This window comes from Litorivivens sp., assembly GCF_057445395.1.
The window spans coordinates 1-25670 of record NZ_JBVBUV010000056.1 but is presented as its reverse complement, the minus strand read 5'-3'; the positions used below and the strand labels follow the sequence as shown (position 1 = coordinate 25670).

General features: G+C 53.3%; 15 protein-coding genes and 1 tRNA gene. 4 read left to right on the top strand and 12 right to left on the bottom strand.

Annotated elements, in window-relative coordinates; genetic code table 11:
* The 3 genes from AC222A_RS14270 to AC222A_RS14260 form a co-directional block, all read left to right on the top strand.
* Positions 1-1874: fimbria/pilus outer membrane usher protein (locus AC222A_RS14270; RefSeq protein WP_486775157.1), on the top strand; the 1874-nt coding region annotated here is incomplete at its 5' end.
* Positions 1865-2332, top strand: coding sequence for a Csu type fimbrial protein (locus AC222A_RS14265; protein WP_372758598.1), 468 nt, complete (start codon positions 1865-1867; stop codon positions 2330-2332). The genes AC222A_RS14270 and AC222A_RS14265, both read left to right, overlap by 10 nt.
* Before the next feature lie 461 nt (positions 2333-2793).
* The gene (locus AC222A_RS14260) at positions 2794-3198 is read left to right on the top strand and encodes a DUF4332 domain-containing protein (RefSeq protein ID WP_372758599.1); all 405 of its coding nucleotides are present in this window, start codon (positions 2794-2796) and stop codon (positions 3196-3198) included.
* A gap of 54 nt (positions 3199-3252) precedes the next feature.
* Here the strand turns inward: AC222A_RS14260 and AC222A_RS14255 are convergent, their stop codons facing one another.
* The 12 genes from AC222A_RS14255 to pomA all read right to left on the bottom strand — a co-directional run bounded on the left by AC222A_RS14255 (position 3253) and on the right by pomA (position 25340).
* Entirely contained in the window at positions 3253-4188 is a 936-nt protein-coding gene (locus AC222A_RS14255) for an alpha/beta fold hydrolase (RefSeq protein ID WP_486775156.1), read from the bottom strand.
* Positions 4189-4206: 18 nt separating this feature from the next.
* On the bottom strand, positions 4207-5013 hold the full coding sequence (locus AC222A_RS14250; protein WP_372758601.1) for an SDR family NAD(P)-dependent oxidoreductase: 807 nt from the start codon (positions 5011-5013) through the stop codon (positions 4207-4209).
* Between the two features lie 10 nt (positions 5014-5023).
* A complete protein-coding gene (locus AC222A_RS14245) occupies positions 5024-6511 on the bottom strand; it encodes a flavin-containing monooxygenase (protein WP_372783072.1) in 1488 nt (495 codons plus the stop codon).
* Positions 6512-6620: 109 nt separating this feature from the next.
* The gene (locus AC222A_RS14240; RefSeq protein WP_486775155.1) at positions 6621-14189 is read right to left on the bottom strand and encodes a retention module-containing protein; all 7569 of its coding nucleotides are present in this window, start codon (positions 14187-14189) and stop codon (positions 6621-6623) included.
* Positions 14190-14420: 231 nt separating this feature from the next.
* A complete protein-coding gene (locus AC222A_RS14235) occupies positions 14421-14993 on the bottom strand; it encodes a helix-turn-helix transcriptional regulator (protein WP_486775154.1) in 573 nt (190 codons plus the stop codon).
* Positions 14994-15041: 48 nt separating this feature from the next.
* A complete protein-coding gene (locus AC222A_RS14230) occupies positions 15042-16382 on the bottom strand; it encodes an HlyD family type I secretion periplasmic adaptor subunit (protein WP_372782897.1) in 1341 nt (446 codons plus the stop codon).
* Position 16383: 1 nt separating this feature from the next.
* Positions 16384-18531 carry a type I secretion system permease/ATPase gene (locus AC222A_RS14225; protein ID WP_486775153.1) on the bottom strand — a complete coding sequence of 716 codons (2148 nt, stop codon included), beginning with the start codon at positions 18529-18531 and terminating at the stop codon, positions 16384-16386.
* Positions 18528-20447: a bifunctional diguanylate cyclase/phosphodiesterase gene (locus AC222A_RS14220; protein WP_486775152.1), complete on the bottom strand. Its 1920-nt coding sequence runs from the start codon at positions 20445-20447 to the stop codon at positions 18528-18530. The genes AC222A_RS14225 and AC222A_RS14220 overlap by 4 nt, the downstream gene beginning before the upstream one ends.
* Positions 20444-21151, bottom strand: coding sequence for a transglutaminase-like cysteine peptidase (locus AC222A_RS14215; protein ID WP_372748812.1), 708 nt, complete (start codon positions 21149-21151; stop codon positions 20444-20446). Before AC222A_RS14215 ends, AC222A_RS14220 begins: the two co-directional genes overlap by 4 nt.
* 34 nt (positions 21152-21185) lie before the next feature.
* Positions 21186-23327 carry a TolC family outer membrane protein gene (locus tag AC222A_RS14210; protein ID WP_372748811.1) on the bottom strand — a complete coding sequence of 714 codons (2142 nt, stop codon included), beginning with the start codon at positions 23325-23327 and terminating at the stop codon, positions 21186-21188.
* A 379-nt stretch (positions 23328-23706) separates the two neighbouring features.
* On the bottom strand, positions 23707-24558 hold the full coding sequence (locus tag AC222A_RS14205) for a flagellar motor protein MotB (protein ID WP_372748810.1): 852 nt from the start codon (positions 24556-24558) through the stop codon (positions 23707-23709).
* Positions 24558-25340, bottom strand: a complete 783-nt coding sequence (gene pomA, locus AC222A_RS14200) for a flagellar motor protein PomA (protein ID WP_372748809.1) — start codon at positions 25338-25340, stop codon at positions 24558-24560. The genes AC222A_RS14205 and pomA overlap by 1 nt, the downstream gene beginning before the upstream one ends.
* A gap of 249 nt (positions 25341-25589) precedes the next feature.
* Here pomA and AC222A_RS14195 point away from each other — a divergent pair.
* Positions 25590-25666, top strand: a tRNA-Arg gene (locus AC222A_RS14195).
* The last annotated feature ends 4 nt before the right edge of the window (positions 25667-25670 follow it).

Below are 25670 nucleotides of genomic sequence, written 5' to 3'. Positions count from 1 at the left end.
GCTCGCACAGCGACGGCAGCGACCGTTTAAGCGGACAGTTTGAGCTGGGCGCTTTCGCTGGAAGAGGGTTTTTCTCAAGCCAGCATCTGGTCAGGGATATCACCAGCGCCGAGCGAAACACCGTGCGACTTGAAACCAACTTGCGCATAGACTGGCCCGAGCAGATGCGCTCGATGATTATAGGCGACACGTTGAGCGAGGCCGGTGCCTGGGGACGGCCAGCGCGATTTGGTGGCCTCAAGTGGGGAACAGATTTCTCAACCCAACCTGGCTTTATCACTTTTCCGACCGAGCTCATTGCCGGGGAAACAGTGGTGCCTTCAACCGTCGATATCTTCGTCAATAATGCGCGGCGTTCCAGTGCCCCGGTAGAGCCCGGACCGTTCGCCATTACTGAGGTACCGGTTGTAACCGGCGCCGGTGAAATGCGGGTTGTCACCCGCGATTTGTTCGGCCGTGAGTCCGTCGTCAGCAGGCCCTTCTACGCAAGTTCGCGACTGCTCAAGTCTGGCTTGCACGAATACAGCTATGAATTGGGTGTATTGCGGCAGGCATTTACCCGTCAGAGCAACGACTATGCTGGCGGCTTTGCCAGCGGCACGCATCGCTACGGATTCACCCGCTGGTTTACCGGCGAGCTACGCGGCGAAGCCAGTGCCGACCATCAGACGGTTGGACTGGCCACGAATCTGGTATGGCCCGCCATTGCCGAATTCGATTTTGCTTTGGCCGGAAGCCTCAATCGCGATGGACAGGGTGGCGACCTTGCCGCTGTCGGCTTCCGGAGACAGGCACAACGTTTCAGTTTCGGGGCGAGCGCAATCTGGCGAAGCGAGCGTTTTACGCAATTGGGTAGCAACCCGACAAAGCCGCCGGATGCACGCGAGTCGACGGTCTACGCTGCGCTGGGTTTGGGCGAAGCTGGCAACCTCTCGGTAAGCCACGTGCAACGGGTCAGCCGCGACAACAGTGATATCGAATTCGCCACACTGCAGTACTCCATCAGTCTTGCGCGGCAGGCAAACCTTCGGTTCAGCTTTCTCGAACCATTAAGTGATGACCTTGAGCGCACCGCAAGTGCCGCCCTCTCAATGCCACTGGGGCGGCGAACCTCTGGTATGGTTAGCGCGCGCCGACGAGCTGACGTCACTACCGGTCGCATTGAGGCGCGAAAGAATCTGCCCGCCGGAAACGGCTTCGGCTATCATGTTTCTGCTGAAACCGGCGACATCGAGCGACTGGAAGCCGGCACCAGCTGGCGTAACAGCGCAGGCCTACTGACAGCTCAGGCCGCCCAGCTGGGTTCCTTTCGCGAATACCGGGCTTCGTTTGATGGCGGAATCGCCCTGATGAACGGTGGCCCCTATTTCAGTCAACGGCTGGACCAAAGCTTCGCACTGGTGGAGGTGCCAACCATGGAAGGGGTGTCTATCTACCGCGATAATCAGCATTTGGCGACAACCAATCGCGAAGGAAAAGCACTGGTACCCGGTTTGCGCGATTACCAGAAAAACCGTATTCGCCTTGGCGATGCCATGCTGCCCCTCAACATTGAGGTGGCCTCGCTGGAACAGACAACCATTCCACCATTCCGGCAAGGAGTAACGCTGACTTTCGCTATCAAGCCCGCACGCTGGGTTGGCTTTCGGTTAATGGACGCGAACAATCTGCCGGTACCTGCAGGCGCCCAGTTGCTGAACACAGTGTCGGGCGAACAATCCATTGTCGGCGCCAATGGTCAGGGATACATCGAAATCGATCCCGGCGCACATGAGATGCAAAGCTGGTGGCATGGTCATCACTGCCGGTTCACGCTGATCGTGCCCGACGGGGCCGAACCCATGCCGGATCTGGGAAGCGTGGTATGCCAATGAATAAGAAGCCGACAATAGCATTACGACCCCTGCTGGCCGGCCTGGCCCTGCTCTTCTGGGCACTCCCGGCAGCTAGCCAGTGCAGCGTAAGTGCCAGCAGCGTTGCCTACGGCAGCTATGACCCACTGGCCGCACTGCCCGTAGACAGCGTCGGTACGGTAACCGTCAGTTGCGCACTGTCGCTCGGCTACAACATTGCCCTGTCAACCGGTGGTGCCGGCAGTTTTTCACCACGGAAGCTCAGCAATGGCCCCGACACACTAAACTACAACCTTTATACCGACCCGACGTATCTGACCATCTGGGGCGATGGCAGCGGCGGTACCGCCACCGTATCCGGCGCCATCGGCCTCCTGCTGTTACCCATCAATCACACCGTGTACGGCCGTATTCCCGGAGGCCAGAATGCGGCGGCCGGCTCCTACTCCGATACCATTACGGTAACAGTCACGTACTGACAATCTCCGCTGACCGGCTATTTTCGTCAGCCAATATCAAGATTAGGTTGCGTGGGAAACAAACACTGCAAGATCAGCAAACGCAACATTATTCCGGCTGTTGTGCGCTAGCACCTAGGTTCAGAAAAGCCCCGAAGGATCACGTCTTAAGATTATTTAGCCGCAACAACCAACATCTATATTCTTTTCCCTTCGCATTATTGTCCACCAAAGTCGCGAGAGGACATCTTTTGTTTTTTAAAATCAAGCGGCTAACTATCTATGTCACATAACGCTATTTTTATGCACTAGGATTTTGATCAAACCGCACACCGAACCGAAGAAGTTACCGCTGTTGCCGCCGCAGGAATTCAATCCTATTGTTAATAACGTAGATTCTGCGGTGTTGTGATAGCCCGACAATCAACTCCGCGATATCAGACAAAAAACCCTACAAACCATCGCAAAACCGAAGGTGCGTTATGACCAAGCTATCGGAAATTGAAGGCATCGGCGACACTTATTCCAGCAAACTAACTAATGCCGGAATCTCGTCGATTGAGTCTCTGCTCGACAACTGCTGCGAAAAAAACGGACGACGAGATTTAGCGGACCGTTCAGGCATTAGTGAAAAAAGAATTCTGGAATGGGTGAACCGTGCTGACCTGACCCGCGTGAAAGGCGTTAGCACACAGTATGCCGACCTGCTAGAACATGCAGGCGTGGATACAGTACCGGAACTCGCTCAACGTAACGCGGAAAACCTGCACCACAAGATGGCTGAGTGCAATGAGCAGAAACATCTGGTGCGCAAGGTTCCATCGCTGACTCAGGTCAAAAGCTGGATTGAGCAGGCCAAAACACTGCCGCGTAAGGTTACCCACTAACCCGACACGGTCTATCTCAGAACCTTACCTAACCGCGCGCTTTACAGCGCGTGGTCACGGTGTTTGTTCTACAAGAAATTGACGGTAGCGTTCAGCGCTCTCACCTGCTATTTCAAGCATAGGCATGTGGCCTATACCATCCCATATAGTCACTTCAATCTGAGGCACGTTCGCGCGCCATATATCAACGCTACTTACATGAATGAGCTTGTCTTCACGCCCCCAGAGCAGCAATGTCGGTTTGTTCAGTTGTGACAGGCGATCTTCCAGCGATGCACTACGCTGTAGATCTTCATAGATTTTATCCAATTGCGGTTTGCGCTGTTGATAGTCTTGCGCCATGGCGTCCAGAACAACACCTGGCAACCACGGTGGCTTCGCCATGGTCATCGAGAAAAACTCGCTAAACTGCTCCCGGTTGTTAACCAGAAACGGGTTACGACCCGCAGCCAGCATTTTCTCCATTTCGCTGGGTACCGGTGAGGCAACGCCTGCAGGGTCAACAAGGGCAACCGTACGGGTACGCTCGGGAAAGCGCAGCGCAAAATCGGCACTGATAAACCCACCCATGGAATTTCCAATAATATGCACCGCGTCGATATTCATGGCGTCGAGTAAGTCGACCAGTCTTTTAGACTGAGCTTCAACGCTAAAATCCCATGCTGAGTTGAATTCGGTTTCACCATGGCCAGCCATATCCGGGATGACCACTCGAAATTCATCCGTAAAATGACGGGCGAAACGCAACCACACGGTTTTATCAGCGCTGTAGCCATGCAACATCAGAATAACGGGTTTATCCGTGTTTTCTGCTTCGAAATAAACAACATCGAGTTCGCCAAGACGCTTGCGCTTTTTGTCGAAGCCATAAACAAACGCTTCGGTTGCCATTGTGGTGCGATATAGCACGTCACCAATCATGGGGTAGGTAATGGCTGTCCAGGCACCAGCGGCAGCAACCAATAAGGCGATGATAATTCGCATAACCATGAAGAGATCGTCCTGTTGTTATTTGTTCGGGTAGTGGCGGGTATCGATAATATTTTTCATCTCGCGCCAGATAACGCTACTCAATATACCCAGCGGCAATAGCCGTGCTGCAAGCGCGGATTTACGCGAGCCCGCTCCAAAGACCAGCCGGTGGCGCTTTTTTCGGATAGCGGCGATAAGCGCTTCCACAAAAGCTTCGGGTGATGTGGTCAGATAATGCTGTGCAAAGCGCTGATTGAAATCGTGACGGGCGATGTTGGTGGCAATGCCACCCGGATGCGCAAGCAGTACATTCACTGGGCTGCCTTTGAGTTCGCACATCAGCGCTTCGGTATAGCCGCGCACCGCAAATTTACTACCGCAATAATCCGTGTGATTTGGCGTGCCGATAAGGCCAAAAATACTGGATACATTTACCAGCCAGGATTCATCGTGCGATTGCAGCTGCGCTAAAAATGCCTGGGTGCCATGTACTACACCAAAATAATTTACTTCCATGACCCGCCGATAGGTGTCCAGCGACGTTTTCCAGCTCGGCTGCGCGCTGCCTTCGATACCAGCGTTATTGATAACGATATGCGCGGGCCCAAGCTCGGCCTCTACGCGTTGCGAAAACTCAAGGACCTCGTTCGCATCAGCAACATCGACATGCATGAACAAACAGTGATCGGCACGAATCAGACGCTGGGTTTCCGCCAGCGCCTCGCGATCAACATCACACAGGGCCACCTTGCACCCAAGGGCAGCGAACGCCTTTGCATAGGCGCGGCCCATTCCGGAACCTGCGCCGGTAATGACAACCGTTTTGCCGGTAAAATCTTGCATAATTATCCCGTTATGAATTGGCGGTAGTTAACGCGAAATAGTGGTCGGCCTCCGAGAACTGCCTGGCCCAGCGCCGATACGTAAAGCTGAAGCCAGGAAACATGGCAATCACATGCCCGCTCTCGCTCTGATACCAACTGTGGCAACCGCCAGTTTTCCACACGGTGCGCTCCATTTCAGAGTGGATCAGCTCGGTGTAGCGTGACTCAGCAGTTTCACGTACCTCAATACTCTGAGCTCCCGAGCGTCGTACTTCGTTGATACACCGCATGATGTATTCCATCTGCGACTCAATGATAAACAGCGCCGATGTATGTCCAATACCGGTATTGGGCCCCGTGACGATAAAGAAGTTGGGAAAGCCGGGAACCGTAGTGCCGAGATAGGCCCGAGGAAAGGTACTCCAGTAATCACTGAGTTTGGCGCCGTTCTTGCCAATGACGGGATAGGAAATCAGTCCGTCCGTTGCGTCGTAGCCCGTGGAATACACAATCAGATCCAACGCTACTTCCTGCCCTGTTTGCGTAACCACGCCGGTTTTGGTCAGTCGCGCAATGCTGTCTGCATTGTCATGCAAGGTCACATTCGGCCTGGAAAGTGCGGGATACAGTGTGTCAGACAGGATGATACGCTTGCAGCCGATGGTGTACTGAGGTGTCAGTTTGCGGCGCAACTCCGGGTCGGTTAACTGTTTATTAATGAGTTTCATCGCACGCCGCCGCGCCACCAGGTTCAAAAAGGCTTTGGAATACTTAAACCCCAGCACGCGCCCTTCCAAAGCCCAATAAACGATTTTTCGCAGCAACTGATAGAAGAAGGGGCGCTGCAACAAGCGCCGCTGCCACGGCTTGAAGCGGTAGTCCGGCCTGGGAATGACCCAATGCGGTGTACGCTGAAAAACATGCAGTTCCGCAACGTCTTCGGCTATCGCGGGAATAACCTGTGCAGCACTGGCGCCACTACCAATAACAGCTACCCGCTTGCCCCGGTGATCGTAGTCATTGTTCCAATTGTTGGTGTGAAAACTCTCCCCGGAAAATTCTTCGCTCCCCGGAAAGGAAGGTGTCACCGGTGTACTCAGGGGGCCGGAGGCGTTGATAACAAACTTCGCAAAGACCACTTGGTTATCACTGCTGCAGATTTCCCATTCATGGCTGCTTTCGTGCCATACGATCTTAGACACATTCCAGTTGGTTTGGGTTTTTTTGGCGAGACCATGCTTGTCGATAATGTATTGCGTATAACCGCGCAGCTCATCGCCTTCAGCGAACAGCTGCGACCAGTCGTAAGGCTCACTCGCTAGAGAATAGAGTACCGACTGCACATCTACTGCGGCGCCCGGGTATCGGTTCTGACACCAGGTACCGCCCATGAATGATCGCCGCTCGAGAATGGCAAAGTTTGAAATGCCCTGCTTCTTCAGGTTAATGGCGGCGCAAATGCCGCCGAACCCACTGCCAATGATTGCGACTTCAACGTTAGGACCCGAGCTGCTCATTGTTATTCTATCCGCTATGTGTTCGACGAGAACTTTCGGCGATCACCATACCGCTTACGAATAGAAATTTCGAGCTGGTTAAAAAATACTCGTTACGACCCCGGTTTCACTAGTCGATCACTAGATTGCCATTGTTCAGCAGTGAGTCAATGATGGTCTGGTCGGCCACGGTGCCACCAACGGTCAGATCAATACCTTGCAGGGTGATGTATTGTTCCACCGGACTGGCAGCGCTCCCCTCGGTGTGAATGGCAATCACTGTACTGCCAGCGCCGTCTGCCTGGAAACTCAGGTAATCGGTCAACGGGCCGTTTTCTTCGCCTTGCAAAAGGTCCGCGAGGTGCAGTACGTCGCCACCGGCACCAACGGTAAAGTCGAGCACGGTGTCTTGGGCGGGGTTCGTGTCGCTACCCTTATCATTGCTGTGCCAGATAAAGGTGTCGGGGCCGCTGCCCCCAGTCATGTGGTCGTTACCGGCGCCACCGATCAGGCTGTCACTGCCCGCATCGCCGAGCAGCGAATCGTTGCCGGCACCGCCAAGCAGCATATCATTGCCGGCGCCACCCTCCAGCTGATCAGTACCGTAGCCACCGTACAGGAGATCATTCCCATCGTCGCCGACGAGCACATCATTGCCGTCACCACCCTCTAGGCTGTCATCGCCGTCACCACCAATAAGGAAGTCAGCGCCAGCGCCGCCTAGCAGGCTGTCATTGCCCTCTCCGCCCGACAGATAATCATTCCCAGAGCGACCCAGCAGACTGTCGTTTCCTTCACCGCCACTAAGGATATCGTTGCCTTTGCCGCCGTCGAGGATATCGGCACCCAAGCCACCACTGATGGCGTCATTCAGGTCACCGCCGGCAATACTATCGATGCTGTCGGTGCCGGTGAGAGTATTGTCGATATTGTAGAGACTGAGATAGGCACTGTCGCTCTGTCCGTCACTGTCGGTCAGAACGTATGAGATCAGTTCCGGAGGAATCTGGCTCAGCGATGCTGCCGGTTGCGGACGGTAGCTGACGTTGAATAGCCCCGCATCCTTGCCAGAACCAATATACTCAATGTCCACCGACGTTACTGCCGAGTACTGCGACAGATCCAGTGACTCGCGGCCGTTGGTTTTCGCAGAAAATCTAAGGGTATCGACCGTATAAACACCATCACCATCGCTGTCATGCGTTACCGCCACCCGAACTTTGTCGCCGTACTTCGATTGAAAATCGTCAAAAGTCAGCACCAGATCCCGAACGCCTTGAGGCAACGCCGCGCTGTCGAAGGATACGAGGATGGCTTCACCATCACTGAGTAATTGCCCTTCACCACCTTCGACGCCAACACCATTGTGGTTGTAAACCAGGTTGTGTCCGCCGGCGCGAATACCGATATCAAAGTTTGCTGCGTCGACATTTGCCTGCGACGTTGTGTCTACGGAAAATTGCGCGAGCATTTCGGTATCGGGGCTGAAGCGGTAGTAACCCTGACTATTGAAGGTCAGTTGCGCGTTGTCAGCGCTATCATTGATGACGACCTGTGCAATCTCATTGCCGAAGACATCCTGCGTAACACTGTATTGCCAACTTAAAGAGCCCGCCGCTCCAGAGGCGGGAATTGAAGCGGCGTCAAAATCGAGATTGAGGATCTGATCGCGGAACGTTACTTGCGTTATATCCGCATCATCAATGAGCTTGTCGATGCCGCCGCCCTGGGTGGAAAACGGCGATATATTGGCACCGTAGGTTGGGCCTCCGTCGGTACCAAGCGCATTGATCACGTTACCTTCAGCGACATTGGGTGTCAGCTCGGAGTGGAGGTCGTGATTCGCCAGTGGCACACCGTCCACGATGTTAATGGTCGCGGTTGCTGAGGCAAGATCACCGTCGCCATCTTGCACGGTATAGTCAAATACCAGGCTGTTGCCCACATTATGGCTGGGTGAGCTCAGGGTGTATTCGGCGTCTGCGAAATCAAATGAAAACGTTCCGAGATCGAATCCCGGCACCGCTGGGCCAATAATCAGTGTGGCACCGTCAATCTCAAGGCCCGCCAACGCAGGCGTAACGCTGATAGCGGAACCGTCGTAACTGAAGGTATAGTCGGTACCGCCAATATTCATTGATATTTCGCTAACGTAACCTTCATCGGCACCAAACCCAAGGTTCTTAATGCCATCGGTGATCACGACCGAACCACCAAAACCGACCGGAACGGTGTTGAGCAGTTCAGTCTCGAGCTCGTTGATGTCTGCCACAAATATGGCGTCGTCGGAGGTTGCCCCCCCTTTCTGCAATGCATCCACATTGTGAATGAAGTTTAGGTCGGCACTGCCGTCCTCCATTCCAGGCCCAACACCAACCGCATAAGAACTAATGCCATTGCTATTCACAAAGGTATCAAAACCTCCCCCAATAGGTGAGGAACTGGAAACACCGTCTGATATGAAATAGGAAATGTTCTGCACATTGTCGGCAGGGTTCTGTGCAGCGAGGTCGCTCGCCAATTCGCTTTGCAGTTGATCCAGCGCATCCACATAGTCTGTTGACCCGACCGCCGTGAGCCCATCAACAGCCCCTGCAATTCCACTGAAGGTGCTATAGGTACCGACAAGCGTTGGGCTACCGGCAAACTTGATCAGCGTTATCGAAACCTGCGACGACTGATTAAAAAACTCGGCCGCAAGTGCCTTCAACGCGTCTTTCGACACATCAAGACGACTAGGTTCACCGGCAGGTGGTGCAGAATTGTTGGTCAAGGACCAGTTCATACTGCCCGAGGTATCCATCGTAACAACTACGTTGAATATCTGTTCAGCCGACTCGGATACTTCTGCGTTGATCGGGTTGGCGAAGGGTGCATCATCGACAACTGTGATTTTTAGTGACTCAGTGTGCTGCACCCCATTCTCGGTAAAGGTGTAAGAGAATATTTCTTCTACGTCGCTACCACTGCTGTCTGGGCCATTCAATACATAGGTATAGTCACCGGCACTGTGATTGGGTGGGTTATCACTCGCATAGACGGTGAGTGTACCCAAAGACGTGGTCAAGGTGATGACGCCAGAGGTCGGAAGCACACCGTTGATGCTGTCAATTGTAGTGCCTGCACTCGCGATAGGATCGTCCGCTAGGAGGTTGCCATTGGCTGTTGTGGAACCCATGCCGGTGCCACCGGGCAATGCGCTTTCGAAAACCTCAGCGGTGTTGCTATTGGTTTCACCCACCACCAAGGTGGTGCTTGCGGATGACGTCAACGAACCATCGCTTACCTCGTAGCTAAACTGGGCAGTGCCGGTAGTCGAGCCTGCGTCAAACTGCAGAGAACCCAGCTCCTCCAGTGTCAGCGTATCGCCTACGGCCACCGCGCTACCGTCTGCCAGGGTGATACTTCCCACGGATGTTGGCAAATCCGTTATCGTGATGGTCAGCAAATCATCGTCGGCATCAGGGTCTGTCGGCGCTGATATGTTGATAGCATTATCCTGACTCCCTGGCTCCACATACACCGTATTGTCAAAGGCGTCGGGCGCATCATTTACCGGGATAACTGTAATACCGCCACTGTCGCTGCCAAACACGTTATTCATCGATTCGTCATAGGCTTCGACCGTTAACAGGCGTGGCGCCGAGCTGGGATTGTCAGACGCATTGAAGTAAGTCAGCGACTGCAGGACACCAAGGTATTCGTTAATATCTGCGCCACCGGTTAAGGTTGCAGACCAGACCTTGCCACTTACTGACGTTGTAATCGACACACCCGTGCCGGCAGTCGCGAATACTAGACTGTCCTGCGTCGAAATAAACCCATCCATCTTAACCACGACATGAGACAAACCGCTGCTATCAGCATCGCTGATTTGAATCCCGCCCAGCACTTTTGTCGGAACATCGTTTTCGACATAGCGAGTGTCCGGCGCATTATCTACGACCGGCGCCGCCTGAGAAGTTTGGCCAACGGCAATGGTTACGGTTGCCGTGTCCATCTCACCGTCACTATCGGTGAGTGTGTAAGTAAAGCTGTCTGTTCCTGCGAAACCGGGCTGAGGTGTATAGGTATAGGTGCCGTCACCATTGTCGGTAACCGTGCCATTACTTCCCTGGGTAAAAGCCGTTATTGAAGCGCCGTCAACAATCGTGTCGTTAAGCAGCAAGTCGGTCATCAGCAGCGGTGTATTTTCAGCCGTGAGGTAGCCATCATCTGCTGCGTTAGGTGCGCCACCATTTGCCGCAATGGTTCCCACCCCTTGTATGCCGTAGACCGTAGTATGTGCCGAAGTGGCAAAGTTTACGGTTTGGCTGAAATTGCTCAGGTCTACGCTAAAGGTTTCATCACCTTCATAGATATTACTGTCGGCATTGATGGTGACACTGATGGTTGCCGTGTTTGAACCTGCCGCTACAACACCTTGCGTCAAAGCAATAGCCTGATAATCCTGTCCGCCAGTTGCACTAACGTCTGTGGTGACAAAGTCGAATGTGAAATCAGTCGCCAGCGACTTATCGAGTGTCACGGTGAATGTTATGGTCGCAGTTCCCGTTGCCGGTTCGCGCACAATAACATCGTCAATAGTCACTGTTGGAATGCTTGAGAGCGAAATCGTCGTCAATGCCGGATTGCTGACGTTTTGCCCATCAGATACAACAACTTCTATTTCGCGCGTTGCATCAGACACCGAACCATTGTTTTCGTACTGAATTGCTCTAATAGCCAATTGATAGTCTGCGAGGCTGGCTGTGCCGGTTAACGTAACCACACCCGTATCCGGGTCGTACGTAGAGGCGGAAATTCCCGCCGGCAACGCACCAACAATAAGCACGTCGCCTGCTTCAGCGTTAGTCAACGTGATAGTGGCCTGCTCAAGATTCGCGCTGTCGACATCGGTTATTACAATGTCGCTATCAGCGACGGATACCGCGTACGCCCCTTCGGAAAAGCTCGTTGCGTAGTCTGTGCCTGCAGTGTCGCCATCAAGATCCAATTGGGGAGGAACCTGATGGGTCGAGGTTGTCGTTGCCGTAAATACATTTCCTGCGTCGTCACTGCCCGAGACGGTCGCAACAAAGCTGGTCTGGGCAGCAAGATCACTGCCTTCAACGGTAATGGCAAAGGTGCCGTCAGCCAACACAAAGCCACTGTAGTCTTTCTGGTTGATCGTGAACGAAACCGTATCTCCGGGAGCAGCATCACCGCCCACTGAGCCTGTTACCACAATAGAGTCGGCAGCCTCCTGGGCTGACACAACATCGTCTGCGGTAATATTGTCGACTTCGATCGTAGCGCTCGCCGTAGTATCAACGGTGTAGTCGCGAGTATCGGAAGCACTAAACGGATTGCCTGCGTCATCTGTGCCAGTCACGGTTGCGGAAGCCGTGCCATCGGTCAGCAGCGCAACTGCCACCGCCGGAACGACCACGCTGAAGGTTGTGTTGTCCGCGTTAACAGTGGACTGATAATCCACTCCGCCGATGGTGACAGTCACACTGTCGCCAGCGGCGGCATCGCCAATGACCGTGCCACTGATAGTCAGGTCAGAACCCGATTCCTGCGCATTGATAATGTCGTCACCGGCAATTACATCCAGTGAGACACCAGCTGACGCCGAACCATCAACGGTGTAATCGCGGGAATCGGAAGCACTAAACGGATTGCCTGCAACATCGGTGCCAATCACAGTTGCCGAAGCTGTGCCGTCGGTCAACAAGGCAACAGCCGCTGCAGGAATAACCACACTGAAGGTTGTGTTATCCGCATTAACAGTGGATTGATAATCCACTCCGCCAATGGTGACGGTCACGCTATCACCTGCGGCAGCATCACCACTGACGGTGCCACGGATAGTCAGATCGGAACCGGATTCTTGCGCATTGATAATGTCATCACCGGCAATTACATCCAGTGAGACACCAGCTGACGCCGAACCATCAACGGTGTAATCGCGGGTATCGGAAGCACTAAACGGATTGCCTGCGTCATCGGTGCCAGTCACGGTTGCGGAAGCCGTGCCATCGGTTAACAAGGCAACAGCCGCCGCCGGAACGACCACGCTGAAGGTTGTGTTGTCCGCGTTAACAGTGGACTTATAATCCACTCCGCCGATGGTGACAGTCACACTGTCGCCAGCGGCGGCATCGCCACTGACCGTGCCATAGATGGTCAGATCCGAGCCGGATTCTTGTGCATTGATAATATCGTCGCCCGCAATCACATCCAGTGAAACACCAGCAGTCGCTGCTGTATCAACGGTGTAATCGCGAGTATCGGAAGCACTAAACGGAGTACCAACATCATCGGTGCCCGTTACGGTCGCGGAAGCCGCACCGTCGGCCAGTAGGGCGACGGCTGCAGCGGGAATCACTACACTGAAAGTTGTATTGTCAGCATTAACCGTTGCGCTGTAATCGACCCCGCCGATGGTCACAGTAACGCTATCGCCAGCGGCGGCATCGCCACTGACCGCGCCACTGATAGTCAGGTCAGAACCCGATTCCTGAGCATTGATGATGTCGTCGCCCGCAATCACATCCAGTGAAACACCTGCAGTCGCTGTTTTATCAACGGTGTAGTCGCGCGTGTTTGTAGAAGTAAACGGATTACCGGCTTCATCCGTGCCAGTCACCGTCACAATGGCGGAACCATTTACAAGATTGCCCACCGCTCCAGCGGGAATCACCACACTGAAAGTCGTATTGTCGGCATTGACGGTGGCGGTGTAGTCGACTCCGCCTATGGTAACCGTCACGCTATCACCGGCGGCGGCATCGCCGCCAACGGTGCCACTGATCGTCAGGTCAGCCCCCAACTCCTGCGCATTGATAATGTCGTCGCCCGCAATTACATCCAGCGCGACACCAGCTGACGCTGAGCCATCAACGGTGTAGTCACGAGTATCGGAAGCACTAAACGGAATACCCGCGTCATTGGTGCCCGTTACGGTTGCCGAAGCCGTACCGTCGGTCAGCAGGGCAACGGCCGCAGCGGGAATCACCACACTGAAAGTTGTGTTATCTGCATTGACGGCAGTCAGGTAATCCACGCCACCAATGGTCACTGTAACGCCATCGCCAGCAGCAGCATCGCCACTGACGGTGCCAGAGATCGTCAGATCAGAACCCAACTCCTGCGCATTGATAATGTCGTCGCCCGCAATCACATCCAGTGCGATAGTCGCGTTGCCGAAACTGCTAGGAACTGCAGGTGTTTCCTGCCCCACATTAATGCTGTTGTTAGGTGTTGAACCAGGAGCAACGGCGGCTGTGTCTGCGAAATCCAGCAACCAGCTATCTACCTGCCCCTCTCTGCCTTCACGCTCATAAGACGCCTGCTGGTTAAGGCCATCACCACCCAACGATGCCTGCCCGCCACCGGCGGTGGGCTCTAAAGCCTCTACATCGCGACCCGCGAGCAGCGCTTGTTGCAAAGCGAGTATCTGGTCAGTGTCCTCATTGGGGTAGGCGCCACTGGAGAAGCTGACACTGTCGTCTATCTGTACGGCAGCATAGGGCTCAAGGTGAAGCTGCTCACCACTGGCAAAACTCACTACCACTGTGGAGTTACCGGCCGTCGTCAGCAGATCACCCTCGCGTACCGGATCACCTTTAACGACCGCACGACTGATGCCATCAGCACCTTTAAGAATCACTTCACCGACGACTTCCCGAATAAACCCCACATGCTCTGCCATGATCAACGCCTAACCTTTATGTTGATTACCAAGCGTAAGAGATTCACGGCCCCTTGGGACTGTACCCAGGTACTAGCGCAACTCAGGACATATACGTAGATTGCCTATTCACTGATCAGATTGAAGGCTGGAACTGGCAGAGGGATTGGAGAGTTATACTGGGACGCTGGCGTGGAGCGGCTAATTGGACCGCTTAATTGGAAAGCTGAAATGAAAGGTTGGATTAAAAAGCTATGAAATCATGCTATCGCGATTGAACCGACGCAAAAGCTCAGCACGACCAGTGACTCCAGTTTTGCTATAGATGTTGGTCAGGTGGGCTTTGACGGTGCGCTCAGTAACGCCACACGCTGAGGCAATATCACGGTTAGATCGCCCTTCTACAAGCCGGGAAACTATCTCCCTTTCTCGCTCCGTTAACTGCGCTAACACGGCTTCAGATTGAGGGCCGTTAATAGACGACAATTGTTGCTGGGCGAGTAAAAACACGTCCTGCAACATTTGGGGCGGAAACCAGCTGCCACCCTGTTGCAACAACGACACCAGCTGTTGATAGTGCTGCCGCACCATATAGCTATTGCAGTAGGCTTTTACGTTGTTCTGCACGCAGGCCACCAGCTGATCTACGCAAGGTTGGTCGTCGGCGACGCATATCTGTTCGCTCACCTTTACTGCGCGCTCCATAAGCGCAGGCCACTCCGCCAAAGCAAATGACTGCCTGTGCAACACAAGCAGCGTGCCGGGACCACCGTCAATGTCAGCGAGATCCTCTGAAAATTGCAGCGGCGGGGGCAGACTATTCACAAGATGCTGTTTAAAAGCCTGACTGCGCGTATATACCCGTATCCTCATCTATTGTTCTCGTAACGCATTCTGCAGACCACGATTTATCGGTTTCAGCAAATAACTGAGTATCGTTTTCTTACCTGTTACAACGTCAATCTCAGTCGTCATTCCAACCTTGATGGGCAGACGACCCTCAGTTTTACCCAGATAATCGCGGTCAGGTGCTATGCGCACTATATAGAAACTACTGCCGTCGTCGTCAGTGATTGTGTCGGCACTGATAAACTTTACCAGGCCCGTGAGGCTACCGTGAATTGCAAAGTCGTAGGCGGAAAACTTTAATCTGGCCAACTGACCAACTTCTATCGTGGCAATATCCGCCGGCTTAATTCTCGCCTCAACCAATAGCGAATCGCCAAGTGGCACAATCTCCAGAACGTGCGTGCCAGGCTGAACCACTCCCCCCAGCGAATTTGCGTGCAAGCGTTTTACAACACCATTAACCGGCGAGCGCAGTACCGTTCGCATAACCCGGTCCTCCAGGGCATTCTGCGCCTGCTCTATACGCGAGATTTCAGCCAGAACCTCGTTGAGCTCGCGCTTGGCCTCATTTCTGAAATCAAGTTCGCTTTGACCGAGCTTGCCGCGAGCTTCTTCAATCGATGAACGCAACCGCGGAACCGTAATGGACGAAATCTCGATCTCACCCTCCAGCTCAGATTCACGTTGCCGAAGCTGCAGAAATTCAACTTCGCTGATAATTTTTTCCTGCATCAGCGGTTTTTTAATCGCAATTTCTTCGCGCACCAGTTTCAGCGTTCGCTGTAATTGCCGCAGTTTTGACTGGGCTTCTTCCAGGCTACGCTGCTGTTGCTGAATTTGCTGTCGGTAAATCGACAATGTTTCCACCAGTTGCTGTCGATTACTCTGGAATAGACTCTTCTCAGAGTTGATCAGCGCAACGACTTCTGGTGATACAGCATCTCCATCATCAAACTCATCATCAAACGCTTCTGCTTGCAGGCGCTTACTCCTGGCGACAAGCTCAAAGTACTTAAGTCGGTTTTCCTGGAATGAACTGGCAAAGGCCACATCACTCAGCTTTAGCAGGGGCTGATTCATTTTGACAAGGTCGCCCTCCCTCACCAGAATCTCCGCTACTACACCGCCTTCCAAACTCTGTACCTGTTGCACCTGCCTAGCGGGTATCACTTTACCGCCACCGCGAACCACCACATCCAACTCAGCCCAGGCCGCCCACACCAACGCAACCACGACCAGTGCCACCATCACATACAACACCGTGAGCAGCTGCTTGGGAGAACGTTCAAGCACGGCAGCAGATAGGCTGCGCATATAGGCCAAATCGCTATCATCATAGCTCTGACGTTTACTATTCAGCGCCATCCTATTTACCCATCTTCTGTATCGCGGCAATGGTTTCTGCCTTCGGCCCATCCAGCAGGATCTGACCGTCTTCCACCACAATCAGCCTATCTACCAAATCGAGCATCGACGTTTTGTGTGTAATAACAATGAGAGTCTTATCACGGGTATAGCCGTGTAGCTGCCGCTTTACGTACTGCTCTGTAGAATTGTCCATATGGCTGGTTGGCTCATCCAGCACGATAATAGGCTCATCAAGCAAAATGGCGCGCCCCAGTGCAATGGCTTGGCGTTGACCGCCGGAAACCCACAAACCCTGTTCGCCAACCTGCGTGTCATAACCTCCAGGCAACTTGCCAACAAACTGGTCGACACCGGCAATGGCCGCGACTTTCAGCATTTGTTCGTCTGCCACCTGCGGGTTTCGATAGCATAAATTATCTCTGATCGAACCGCGCATCAGCTGAGGCTCTTGCGTCAGAAACGCGATATGCCGCCTCAAATCCGCCGGATCGATCTGCGCACTGTTAATGCCATCTATTGCGATAGTGCCTTCTGTAGGCTGGTAAAGGCCTATCAGCAGCTTTGCCAGCGAGCTTTTACCCGAACCAACCTTACCAATAATGGCGACCCGCTCACCTTCTCTTATGGACAGCGATATCGACTTCAGCGATGGCACGTCAGCGCCCGGATACGTAAAAGAAACAGACTTTAGCTCAATGTTCCCTTTGAAAATCGGTCGTCGCACATACTGACGCTTTTCATCCCGCTCAACCGGAAGATTCATAATGGAATCCAGGGTGTTAAAGGCCGATTTGGTTTGTTCATATTGCGTGACGAGTGCCGCCACTTGAGCCATCGGCGCTACGGCTCGCGAGGATAGCATCACCGCTGCGATCAACCCGCCGAGTGATAGTGATTGAGCCGAAATCATATAAACCCCGGCAGTCACGATGGCGACTGTGTTTAGCTGTACGAGAAACTGCGTGGTAACGGTTAGAGCATTCGACAGCATTCGACTACGAACAGATTTCTGTGCGATATCACCGGTCGCCTCTTCCCATATCCACTGTGAATGACTCGTTGCACCCAGCGACTTGATGGTTTGGATTGCGTGCAAACTTTCCACCAAGTGGGCGTTCTTCTCCGACATAGCCTCCTGCGTTTCTTCAACACTGCGTTGCAGCGGCTTGGCTATGTAGTAGCTGTGCAGTAGGAGTAAGACAATAATAGCGACCGGAATAAGCACTATCGGACCGCCAATCAACCCTATCAGCAGGAGCAGCAGCAGCGAAAATGGCATATCAACCAAAGCACTAATGGTGCTTGCCGTGAAGAAAGCACGAATGCTTTCAAACTCGCGTAGATTGCTGGCAAAGGCGCCAACGCTGCGCGGCCAAGCCTCCAGTTTCAAGTTCAGTACATGCTCGTAAAGTATCGACGACATAATGACGTCACTTTTCTTGCCGGCTGTCTCGAGAAAGATTACCCGGATGTAGCGCAACAATGCATCAAAGCAATAGACCGCAAGCACCCCAAGCGCCAGAACCCACAAGGTCTCATAGGCATTATTAGGAACCACGCGATCGTACACATTCATCACAAACAACGGCGTGGCCACAACGAACAAATTAATCAGCAACGACGCCAAAACAACGCCCGCAAAGGCCTCTTTGGATAGTTTTAGCGTGTCCCAGAACCAATGGTTAACGCGGGCCTGCCGTAAAACAGAATTGGATCCTAGGGCGGAAAGTTGCTTTTTAAGCAGAAAAGCATAGCCCATATACGACTGTTCAAGCTCGGAGATTTTTATCCAGCATTCAACCTCAGGCTCATTGGCGTAGATAACCAATGCTTCGCCGGACGTCGAGTCAACTTCTTCCAGGATACAGGCTTGACGGTCATTCAATAGCAGAATGCATGGCAACAAAAGATTGGATACATCGGCCAGGTCGCGCTTGATTAACCGTGACGAAAAGCCCGCTCGCTGGGCGACGCGTTGAAAGAGCCCTTTGGCATTTTCGACACTGAATAATTCAGGGCCTGCTTGACCGGGCTCAATCGGCAGGCCGGCGGTGAGAGAATCAATGGAGACACGCCGGCTGTAACGGCCGCTAAATGCAACCAGACACTCCAGCAGCGGGTCATAGGTTTTTTCCGATTGCGTCATTCAAATGATTCCGGTTTACCCAACAAATTTCCCTGCAAACCGTCGACATCCAGTAACTGCAGATGTTCCAGTAGAGACGCCTTATCAATGCCCACAGCGATAACGTTAATATTCAGTGTCGCTGTCAGGTTTCTGAAGGTTGCGTATACATCGTCTGCGCCATCGGCGGTTATACCTTTAAGCAAACGGGCGCTTACCTTCACATAATCCGGACTTATCTCCTGCAAGGTTGCAATCGGGTATTCCAGGTCAAAATGATCAATCCCGAAAAGCTGCCCAGACAGTCTAACTTGTTTGGCAACACGAGTAACGCTTTCCAGATCTCTCACCGCGGCGTGGTAAGGCACCTCCACCAGCAAGCTGCCAGGCCGCTTCTTGGCAACGGCAAGAATGCGTAACAGGTGCGCCATTTCGCCAAGATCCGACAGGAACAACTCGGGGAAATTCATCGCGATAGGTGCGTCGTGTACTCGACCTGCAATATCGCTCATCATTTCGCGCACGCGCGCATATATGGCCTGGGAAAATCCCAGCTTCTCTGCCATTGGCATAAACAGTCCGGCTTCCAGAGGCGCCCCATCGTCGTGCTGTATACGAACCAACATTTCCCGATGGACTAAACAATAGTTACGGTCAAAAACCGGCTGCGCCTCGAGATAAACTCGGCGATCAGCCAGCACACGCGTGAACCATGAAAACCACTCAGAATTACCCTCCGGCAATCGCCTGCCTGTGCTGTGGTGTGTTAGCGATTGGTAAGCGCTACCGGCATCTGCGGTTGCTAATAGAAGATCGATTTCCGAGAGCACCCCGGAAAGAGACTTACCTGGCTGCAATGCGGTGGATGCGGCGGATAGCTCAACGCGGGTTAGCGCCTTACCGTAGCGCCGCTGATATTCTGCAAATAGGTCACTAGCCCATTGCGATGCACCTTCAACCCGATCGCGAAGAAGTATTCCAAACTCGATATCACTCAACCTGCCAATAAGCACGGTGCCGTCAGGGGCGCTATCTTTCATCATACGTGCCATTTCCACCAGCATCTCGTCGGCCTGTGCATGACCGTGCCTTACCCGATAGTTCGCATAATCATTCAGCTTTATCACCAATAAAGACGCATGCTCCCGGTTTTTATCTGACAAAAAGAATTCAGCTTTGGAAAGAAGTCGACGCCGATTGGGCAGCTCTGTTAAGGGATCGACAAAAAGTAATTTCTGATGGTTCTGCCATAACATATGCTGCTCTTCAAAAACGCGTCGTACATGCATCGACAGACGGTTAACCATTTCGACAACGCGCCTCAGATCCTGTGTTCGCGGAAGCCGCTCCTGCACCACAAAATCATTGTGTTGTATAGCATTTGCTTGCTGCTCGATCCGTCTTAAGGGACTGAGAACTAAGTGCAGAAGCGCCCAAAGAACAAGGATCAGGGCGAGAAAAGCCGCGCCAAACCACATCAACGAGGAGGAGATACGGCTGTACAAATCCGCATAGGCAAATCCCGGATGAAGGGTAATTTGAACCCGCCCTACGGACGACCAGCCGCTGCGCACTTCGGCTTCACCAACAGCGTGGCCGAGTTTTACCGATTCGGTGAACCAATCTGGTACGCCGTCGCTCGCAAGCGGTCGACGTTTTTCGTATACCAACGCACCGTCGTTGGTGAGCAGCCGAATACTGCTGTAATAGCCACTGTCGAACACCGCGTTACTGAGCGTTTCAATCGCAGCCAAGTCGTCTATTTTTTCATTGACGGATAGACTGATCGCGACAACGGTCGCCGCATCCTGGGCAGACGTGGCCATCTGGCTCTTTATGACATTGGTGGAATGCCGCACTGCATCGAAGGAAATAACCAGGAATAGCAGCAATAGCCCGGCGGCTATCAGACCAGCAATTTGCCTGTAAATTGTCATAGCTGTTGCTCCTTACCCAGTGCGTTGCGCAGTGCATCCCACTTACGGTTTTTTATCTTTCCGGGAGGTAACCGTCTAGCAACTCCACCTGTTTCCGCTGTCAGAAAAAAAGACTCGGCATTGAAGCTGTAGATCGGAAGCAGGTCGCGGCGCTCCGTGGCCGGGAGAATTCGGGGGTCATAGTTATCAAGAACCAGAGGCGTGTCAGACGGCGTGGAAAAATAAGTGAGAACCATATGGGATACCCCGAGCTCCGTCGCCTTTACATAGGTCAGGAAGAGTTTTCCTTCAGGAATACCCACCGCGCGCAACGCTACATACTTGGCAATGACATAATCTTCGCAGTCACCGCGGTTGGTACCGATAAACTCTTCGGGGGTCGCCCAGTAGTCCTGTGCCTGCCAGTGATCGATATCATCGGCATAGGGAATGCGGTTGAAATAACGATTGATTTCCCGCAACTTCTCGCTGTCTGGCCTATCCTCGAGCCTTAACAGCAGATGGTTTAGTTCCCGACCTCGCTCCCGTGCTTCGACTCCATAGTCCGACCAGAGACGTTCAAGGAAGGGCGGCCCAAATGTGTCAGCCGCGTAACCCGTAAACACCAGCAGCGGAAGCAGCAGCCACACGAGAGCCTGACGTAGTGCCAGCCGGGGCAATGCCACACACTGTGTAGAACCGGCACCCCTCGTCAGCTTCATCATTGTCGGCATCGCCGTGAAATAGTCGATTGCTCGACTATCTCACCCGCGTAAAGCGAAATTCACCGCGACGATTGATAGCTCTACCTTCGTCGGAAGAATTATCCGCGAGTGGATTTGACTCCCCGCCGCCAAAAAAGGAAATTCTTGTTGCTGCAATACCCGCATTCAACAACATCTGTCGGGTGCCACTCGCCCGTTTTATAGAAAGCGCGGCATTGAATCCATCGGAACCAATATTGTCGGTGTAGGCGTCTATCCGAACATCGATGCCAGGATTATCCTTCAACGCCTCGATAATTTGGTTAGCCAGATCTACGGAAGGGCCAGTCAGGGTAGTCTTGGCATACACGTAGTTCACATAGTAAACCTTGGTAAAATCGATCGTCGTATTGGGAACCACGTCCAACGCGACACGCCCCTTCGACGACGATTTTCCATCACTCGCCAGGTAGGTAAACAGGTCACGGCCCACAAAACCTTCTTTTGCTCGATAGACCAGATTACCAGCGGCATTTTTTTCAATCATGCCATTTTCTGGCTGGGTAAAGCCCGCCAGTTTCAGCACATCGCCGTCCGCGTCGGTATCATTTGCAAACAGCGTCGCTAGAGGAATTTCGATAATACCGTTCTGACCGACGGTAAATGCATCTGCGCCGGCATTCGGCACTTGATTCTGTTGGTTTTGCGCTCGACACCCGTATTTATTCACAGCCACCTGCGAGTGAGAGTTGTCACAATGATCGGTTCGATCGGTCTTCCGATCATCATCGCGATCCATCGGCAACGGTAGGCGATCACGCCCACGGCTATCAATCTTTGCAATTCGCAGACGGTCACGCCCAATAACAGGCGCCATACCCAATGTTTCGAGAAGCTGCCCGGTAGCTTCCAAGACACGATAGCGTGCAGTAACCTCGTCAAAATACGCCGCTATATATCCATTCTGCGCGCTGTTAACTTCATTTTTAGCATCCAACAGATCGATAAGTTCGCGCTGCCCAATAAAGAATTCCTCTTGATAGGACGTCATGGTTTTCTGCGCTTGATCTACATAGTCCTGAAGATATTCAACCTGCTCGCCCAGGTGAGACTGTGCAGTCCACGCCAAACGGAGCGTATTGATGACCTGCCGTCGCACCCGCGCCGCCAATTGCTGTTGCTCATGAACCGCACTGACCTTACGGCGACTCTCCGCTCGATCTGCGCCGCCATTGAAGAAATTGTAAGTCAGCGTGAGTGCAATGCTGGCTTCGTCTGTGTCGCCTGGTAAACCGTTAAGGTCGTTGCCCACTTCCTGAGCCAGACGCAAATCGAGTTTTGGATAGAATCGGCTTTTTGCCTTTTCACTTTCGTGGGTCGCGGCTTCTATGTTCGTGTCAGCCGCGCGCATTGCCGGGTGCTCGGCCAACGCCTCATCAATCAATGCATCGATGTCACGATTCACAGCCGGCGGCAAAACAACGTCGGAAAAGTCTTCCGGCACAACGTACCGCCCAAGCACATAGTGGGCTTCGGTAAGAGAGTCGGCCAGGTTATTGCGCTGGGCGATCAGGCCCGCCTTGGCTTTTGCCAGACGACCCGATGCCTGCTCCAGCTGCGACCTCCGGCCCGCCCCCGAACTACTGCGACGCTGTATCTTTTGGAGGGTATCTTCGTGGGCAAGAACGTTGTTTTCTGCCAATTTCAGCAACCGGTGGTCTCGCACGACATTAACGTAGGCTTTCAACGCTTCCAGTGCGACGTTGTCCACCGTATCGTAAAGTTGGTAAAGCGCTGACTGAAAACTGGCATCGGCATGCTTAACACTATGCTTGGTCGCAAAGCCATTAAACAGGTTCTGGGTCAGCGCAAGCTCGGCCCAATCGCTTTCGTAATCATTTTCCTGAACACTTTGCGAACCGATAAAGGTTGGCGATTCACCGTCTATCTTGTTCGCAGTAGCGGTAAGGTCAAGGCTCGGGTACCAGCCACCACGAGCAACAGTCTGGCCCTGTTCTGCCTGCCTGAGAATATGAAGCTGTTCACGCACGCGCGGGTGCGCATCAATGCTATCTGCGATGAACTCTGCCACTGAAATGGGCTGCGCAGCTGCTCCCGCCGAGGCCAATACCACGCAAAATGACAATGCGGTTTTCTTCAGATACGCGCTGCGTACCATTTGACGTCTGGGTCTCAAGACACCACTCCTTTCCATGTATTCGTGGCGAGACAACTGCGGGGGCCAGTGGCCTGTCTGCCTGATTTTTTAATTCTTCCTACTCCGCGACTTAGGTGCGCAGTAATCATGATCACATTTATGACACAAGGATACGCAGCGGCACATAAGCAATTACTCGTACTGTGCCGTAATGAGACGCAGTGTTAGCGGCTTATCGTTGACGCCGATATAGGCGGGTTTTGGCGAGAAATGAACACTAACCACACTACCGGGTGATTGATGAACGCAGGATAGCCAAAGCGATTGCCACGTGCCCTGCCGGTACCCGACGCGGTTATGATGATAAATATTTCGTGCTAGCAACCTGCGTTTGCCAACGTTCTTTGCAGGCATCTCTTTATTGGTCTGGGATAGCCGACGCCTCTCTGGATACTCCCTCAGCATATTCCGTATCCAGCGAACCTCCGCGGAGAAGGATGACTTCTACTCGTCGATTTCGCGCCCGCCCCTCGGCGGTGTCATTAGAATCAATGGGCCGTGTTGCACCGAATCCCGCCACCTGAAAGCGAGCCGGATCGAGCTGCCCTTTTTCCACAATCTGTTCCAGCACGGTTACCGCCCGCGCGGAGGACAACTCCCAGTTAGACCGGTAGCGATCGGTACTGATCGGCACAATATCGGTATGCCCCGCAACCGCGATGCGGCCACCAATTTCGTTGGTAAGGCGGGCAATTTTCAGGATAACCGGATTGAAATCGTTACTGAGGTCAGCACTGCCTGAAGGAAAAGAGCCGGTTTCGCGAATTCTGATGGTGATCACCCGCTCGCCGTCGGATTGCACTTCCACAACACCTTTGGCGATTTCGACTTCGAGGTAGTTGAGCACTTTCTCAAGGTCTTCGAGCAGGTCATTTTCGGCTTCTTCGTTTTCCCCTTGCTTGCGCATTTCCGTCAGTTCTTTGATAGCTTCCTGACGCACCTGATCCTGGTCAGTAGGTGTTGGCATGCCCGGGGAGAAATCACGCGCAATAACACTGGTACCAATGGGCGGATTGAACGCCGGTACCTCGCGCTGTACGCCAAAAGCGTCGCGCATTGAACCTGACAACTCCTTGAACTTTTGCTTGTCCATCTCGGAGAAGGAGAACAACAACACAAAGAAAGCCAGTAGCAGCGACATCAAATCCGCAAAGGTCATTACCCAAGCCGGTGCGCCGGCCTGTGCTTTTTTGACCGGGGCGTCTTCCATCAGACGGCTTCAGCCGGCTTGGCGTCTTTGTCACCGTTGTCGCGCTGGCCTTCTGGCAGGTAGGTTGCCAGCAGTGACTCCAGTACGCGAGGATTCAAGCCTTCCTGAATACCGTGAATAGCCTCAAGAATCAGGTGCCGGTTGCGGCGCTCTTCAGATGTTCGAAAGGCGAGCTTTTCTGCCATCGGCAAAGCAACAGCATTGGCGAGTACCGCGCCGTAGAGGGTGGTTAACAGGGCGACCGCCATCGCGGGGCCTATGGCTTTGGGATCAGACATATTGGACATCATCTGTACCAAGCCCACCAGCGTACCGATCATGCCCATCGCGGGCGCTGATTCGCCAAACCCCCGAAAAATTGCCTCGCCCATTTCCTGCCGCTCAATGGTTAGGTTGATCTCTTTGCTGAGCAGGCGCTTCACAAAATCGGCATCGTGGCCATCTATGGCCATCTGTACGCCCTTTTCGAGGAATTCGTTACTGATTTCTACCGCCTCAAGACCCAGCAGGCCTTCCTTTCGGGCCACTCCGGAAAGCTCGATGCATTCGCTGATCAGGGCTTCAGAGCTGACAGGCTTGTGGAAAAACGCACGGGACGCCACTTTGAAGGCCCCCAGGGTCTGTTCCAACGGAAATTTCACCAGATTGGCGAACAGCGTGCCGCCTATAACAATCAGTATGCTGGGCACGTCGAAAAAACCGCCAGCGCTGCCGCCCACAAAAATGGCTGCGATAATGACGCCTAATGCGCCGAACATGCCTAATAATGTTGCAATATCCACACTGAGACTCCTGCTCGCATACGCACTTCCACGCCGGATTACACGGTTTTTGGCCCGAGCAGATAGGAGATCGGCGCAACTGCGGGTTTCTTGAGTACGTACAAGCCTCTACTGACAGCGGGGATTTTTCTATACGCGATTGCCACACTGGCGCGTGGCCAGAAGCTGGTATGGATATCGGCCGGGGCGCCACAATCCTTAATTTTCCTTAGCGATAACAGCCACTTTGCGTTACACTGCCGCGCCTGCGCGCCCGTAGCTCAGCTGGATAGAGTAGGTGGCTTCGAACCACTTGGTCGGGAGTTCGAATCTCTCCGGGCGCGCCATTTC

Bases quoted from the DNA above. Each gene is read 5' to 3' on its own strand.
- AC222A_RS14265 (WP_372758598.1), top strand. From the start codon at position 1,865: ATGCCAATGAATAAGAAGCCGACAATAGCATTACGACCCCTGCTGGCC.
- AC222A_RS14260 (WP_372758599.1), top strand. From the start codon at position 2,794: ATGACCAAGCTATCGGAAATTGAAGGCATCGGCGACACTTATTCCAGC.
- AC222A_RS14255 (WP_486775156.1), bottom strand. From the start codon at position 4,188: ATGGTTATGCGAATTATCATCGCCTTATTGGTTGCTGCCGCTGGTGCC.
- AC222A_RS14250 (WP_372758601.1), bottom strand. From the start codon at position 5,013: ATGCAAGATTTTACCGGCAAAACGGTTGTCATTACCGGCGCAGGTTCC.
- AC222A_RS14245 (WP_372783072.1), bottom strand. From the start codon at position 6,511: ATGAGCAGCTCGGGTCCTAACGTTGAAGTCGCAATCATTGGCAGTGGG.
- AC222A_RS14240 (WP_486775155.1), bottom strand. From the start codon at position 14,189: ATGGCAGAGCATGTGGGGTTTATTCGGGAAGTCGTCGGTGAAGTGATT.
- AC222A_RS14230 (WP_372782897.1), bottom strand. From the start codon at position 16,382: ATGGCGCTGAATAGTAAACGTCAGAGCTATGATGATAGCGATTTGGCC.
- AC222A_RS14225 (WP_486775153.1), bottom strand. From the start codon at position 18,531: ATGACGCAATCGGAAAAAACCTATGACCCGCTGCTGGAGTGTCTGGTT.
- AC222A_RS14220 (WP_486775152.1), bottom strand. From the start codon at position 20,447: ATGACAATTTACAGGCAAATTGCTGGTCTGATAGCCGCCGGGCTATTG.
- AC222A_RS14215 (WP_372748812.1), bottom strand. From the start codon at position 21,151: ATGATGAAGCTGACGAGGGGTGCCGGTTCTACACAGTGTGTGGCATTG.
- AC222A_RS14205 (WP_372748810.1), bottom strand. From the start codon at position 24,558: ATGGAAGACGCCCCGGTCAAAAAAGCACAGGCCGGCGCACCGGCTTGG.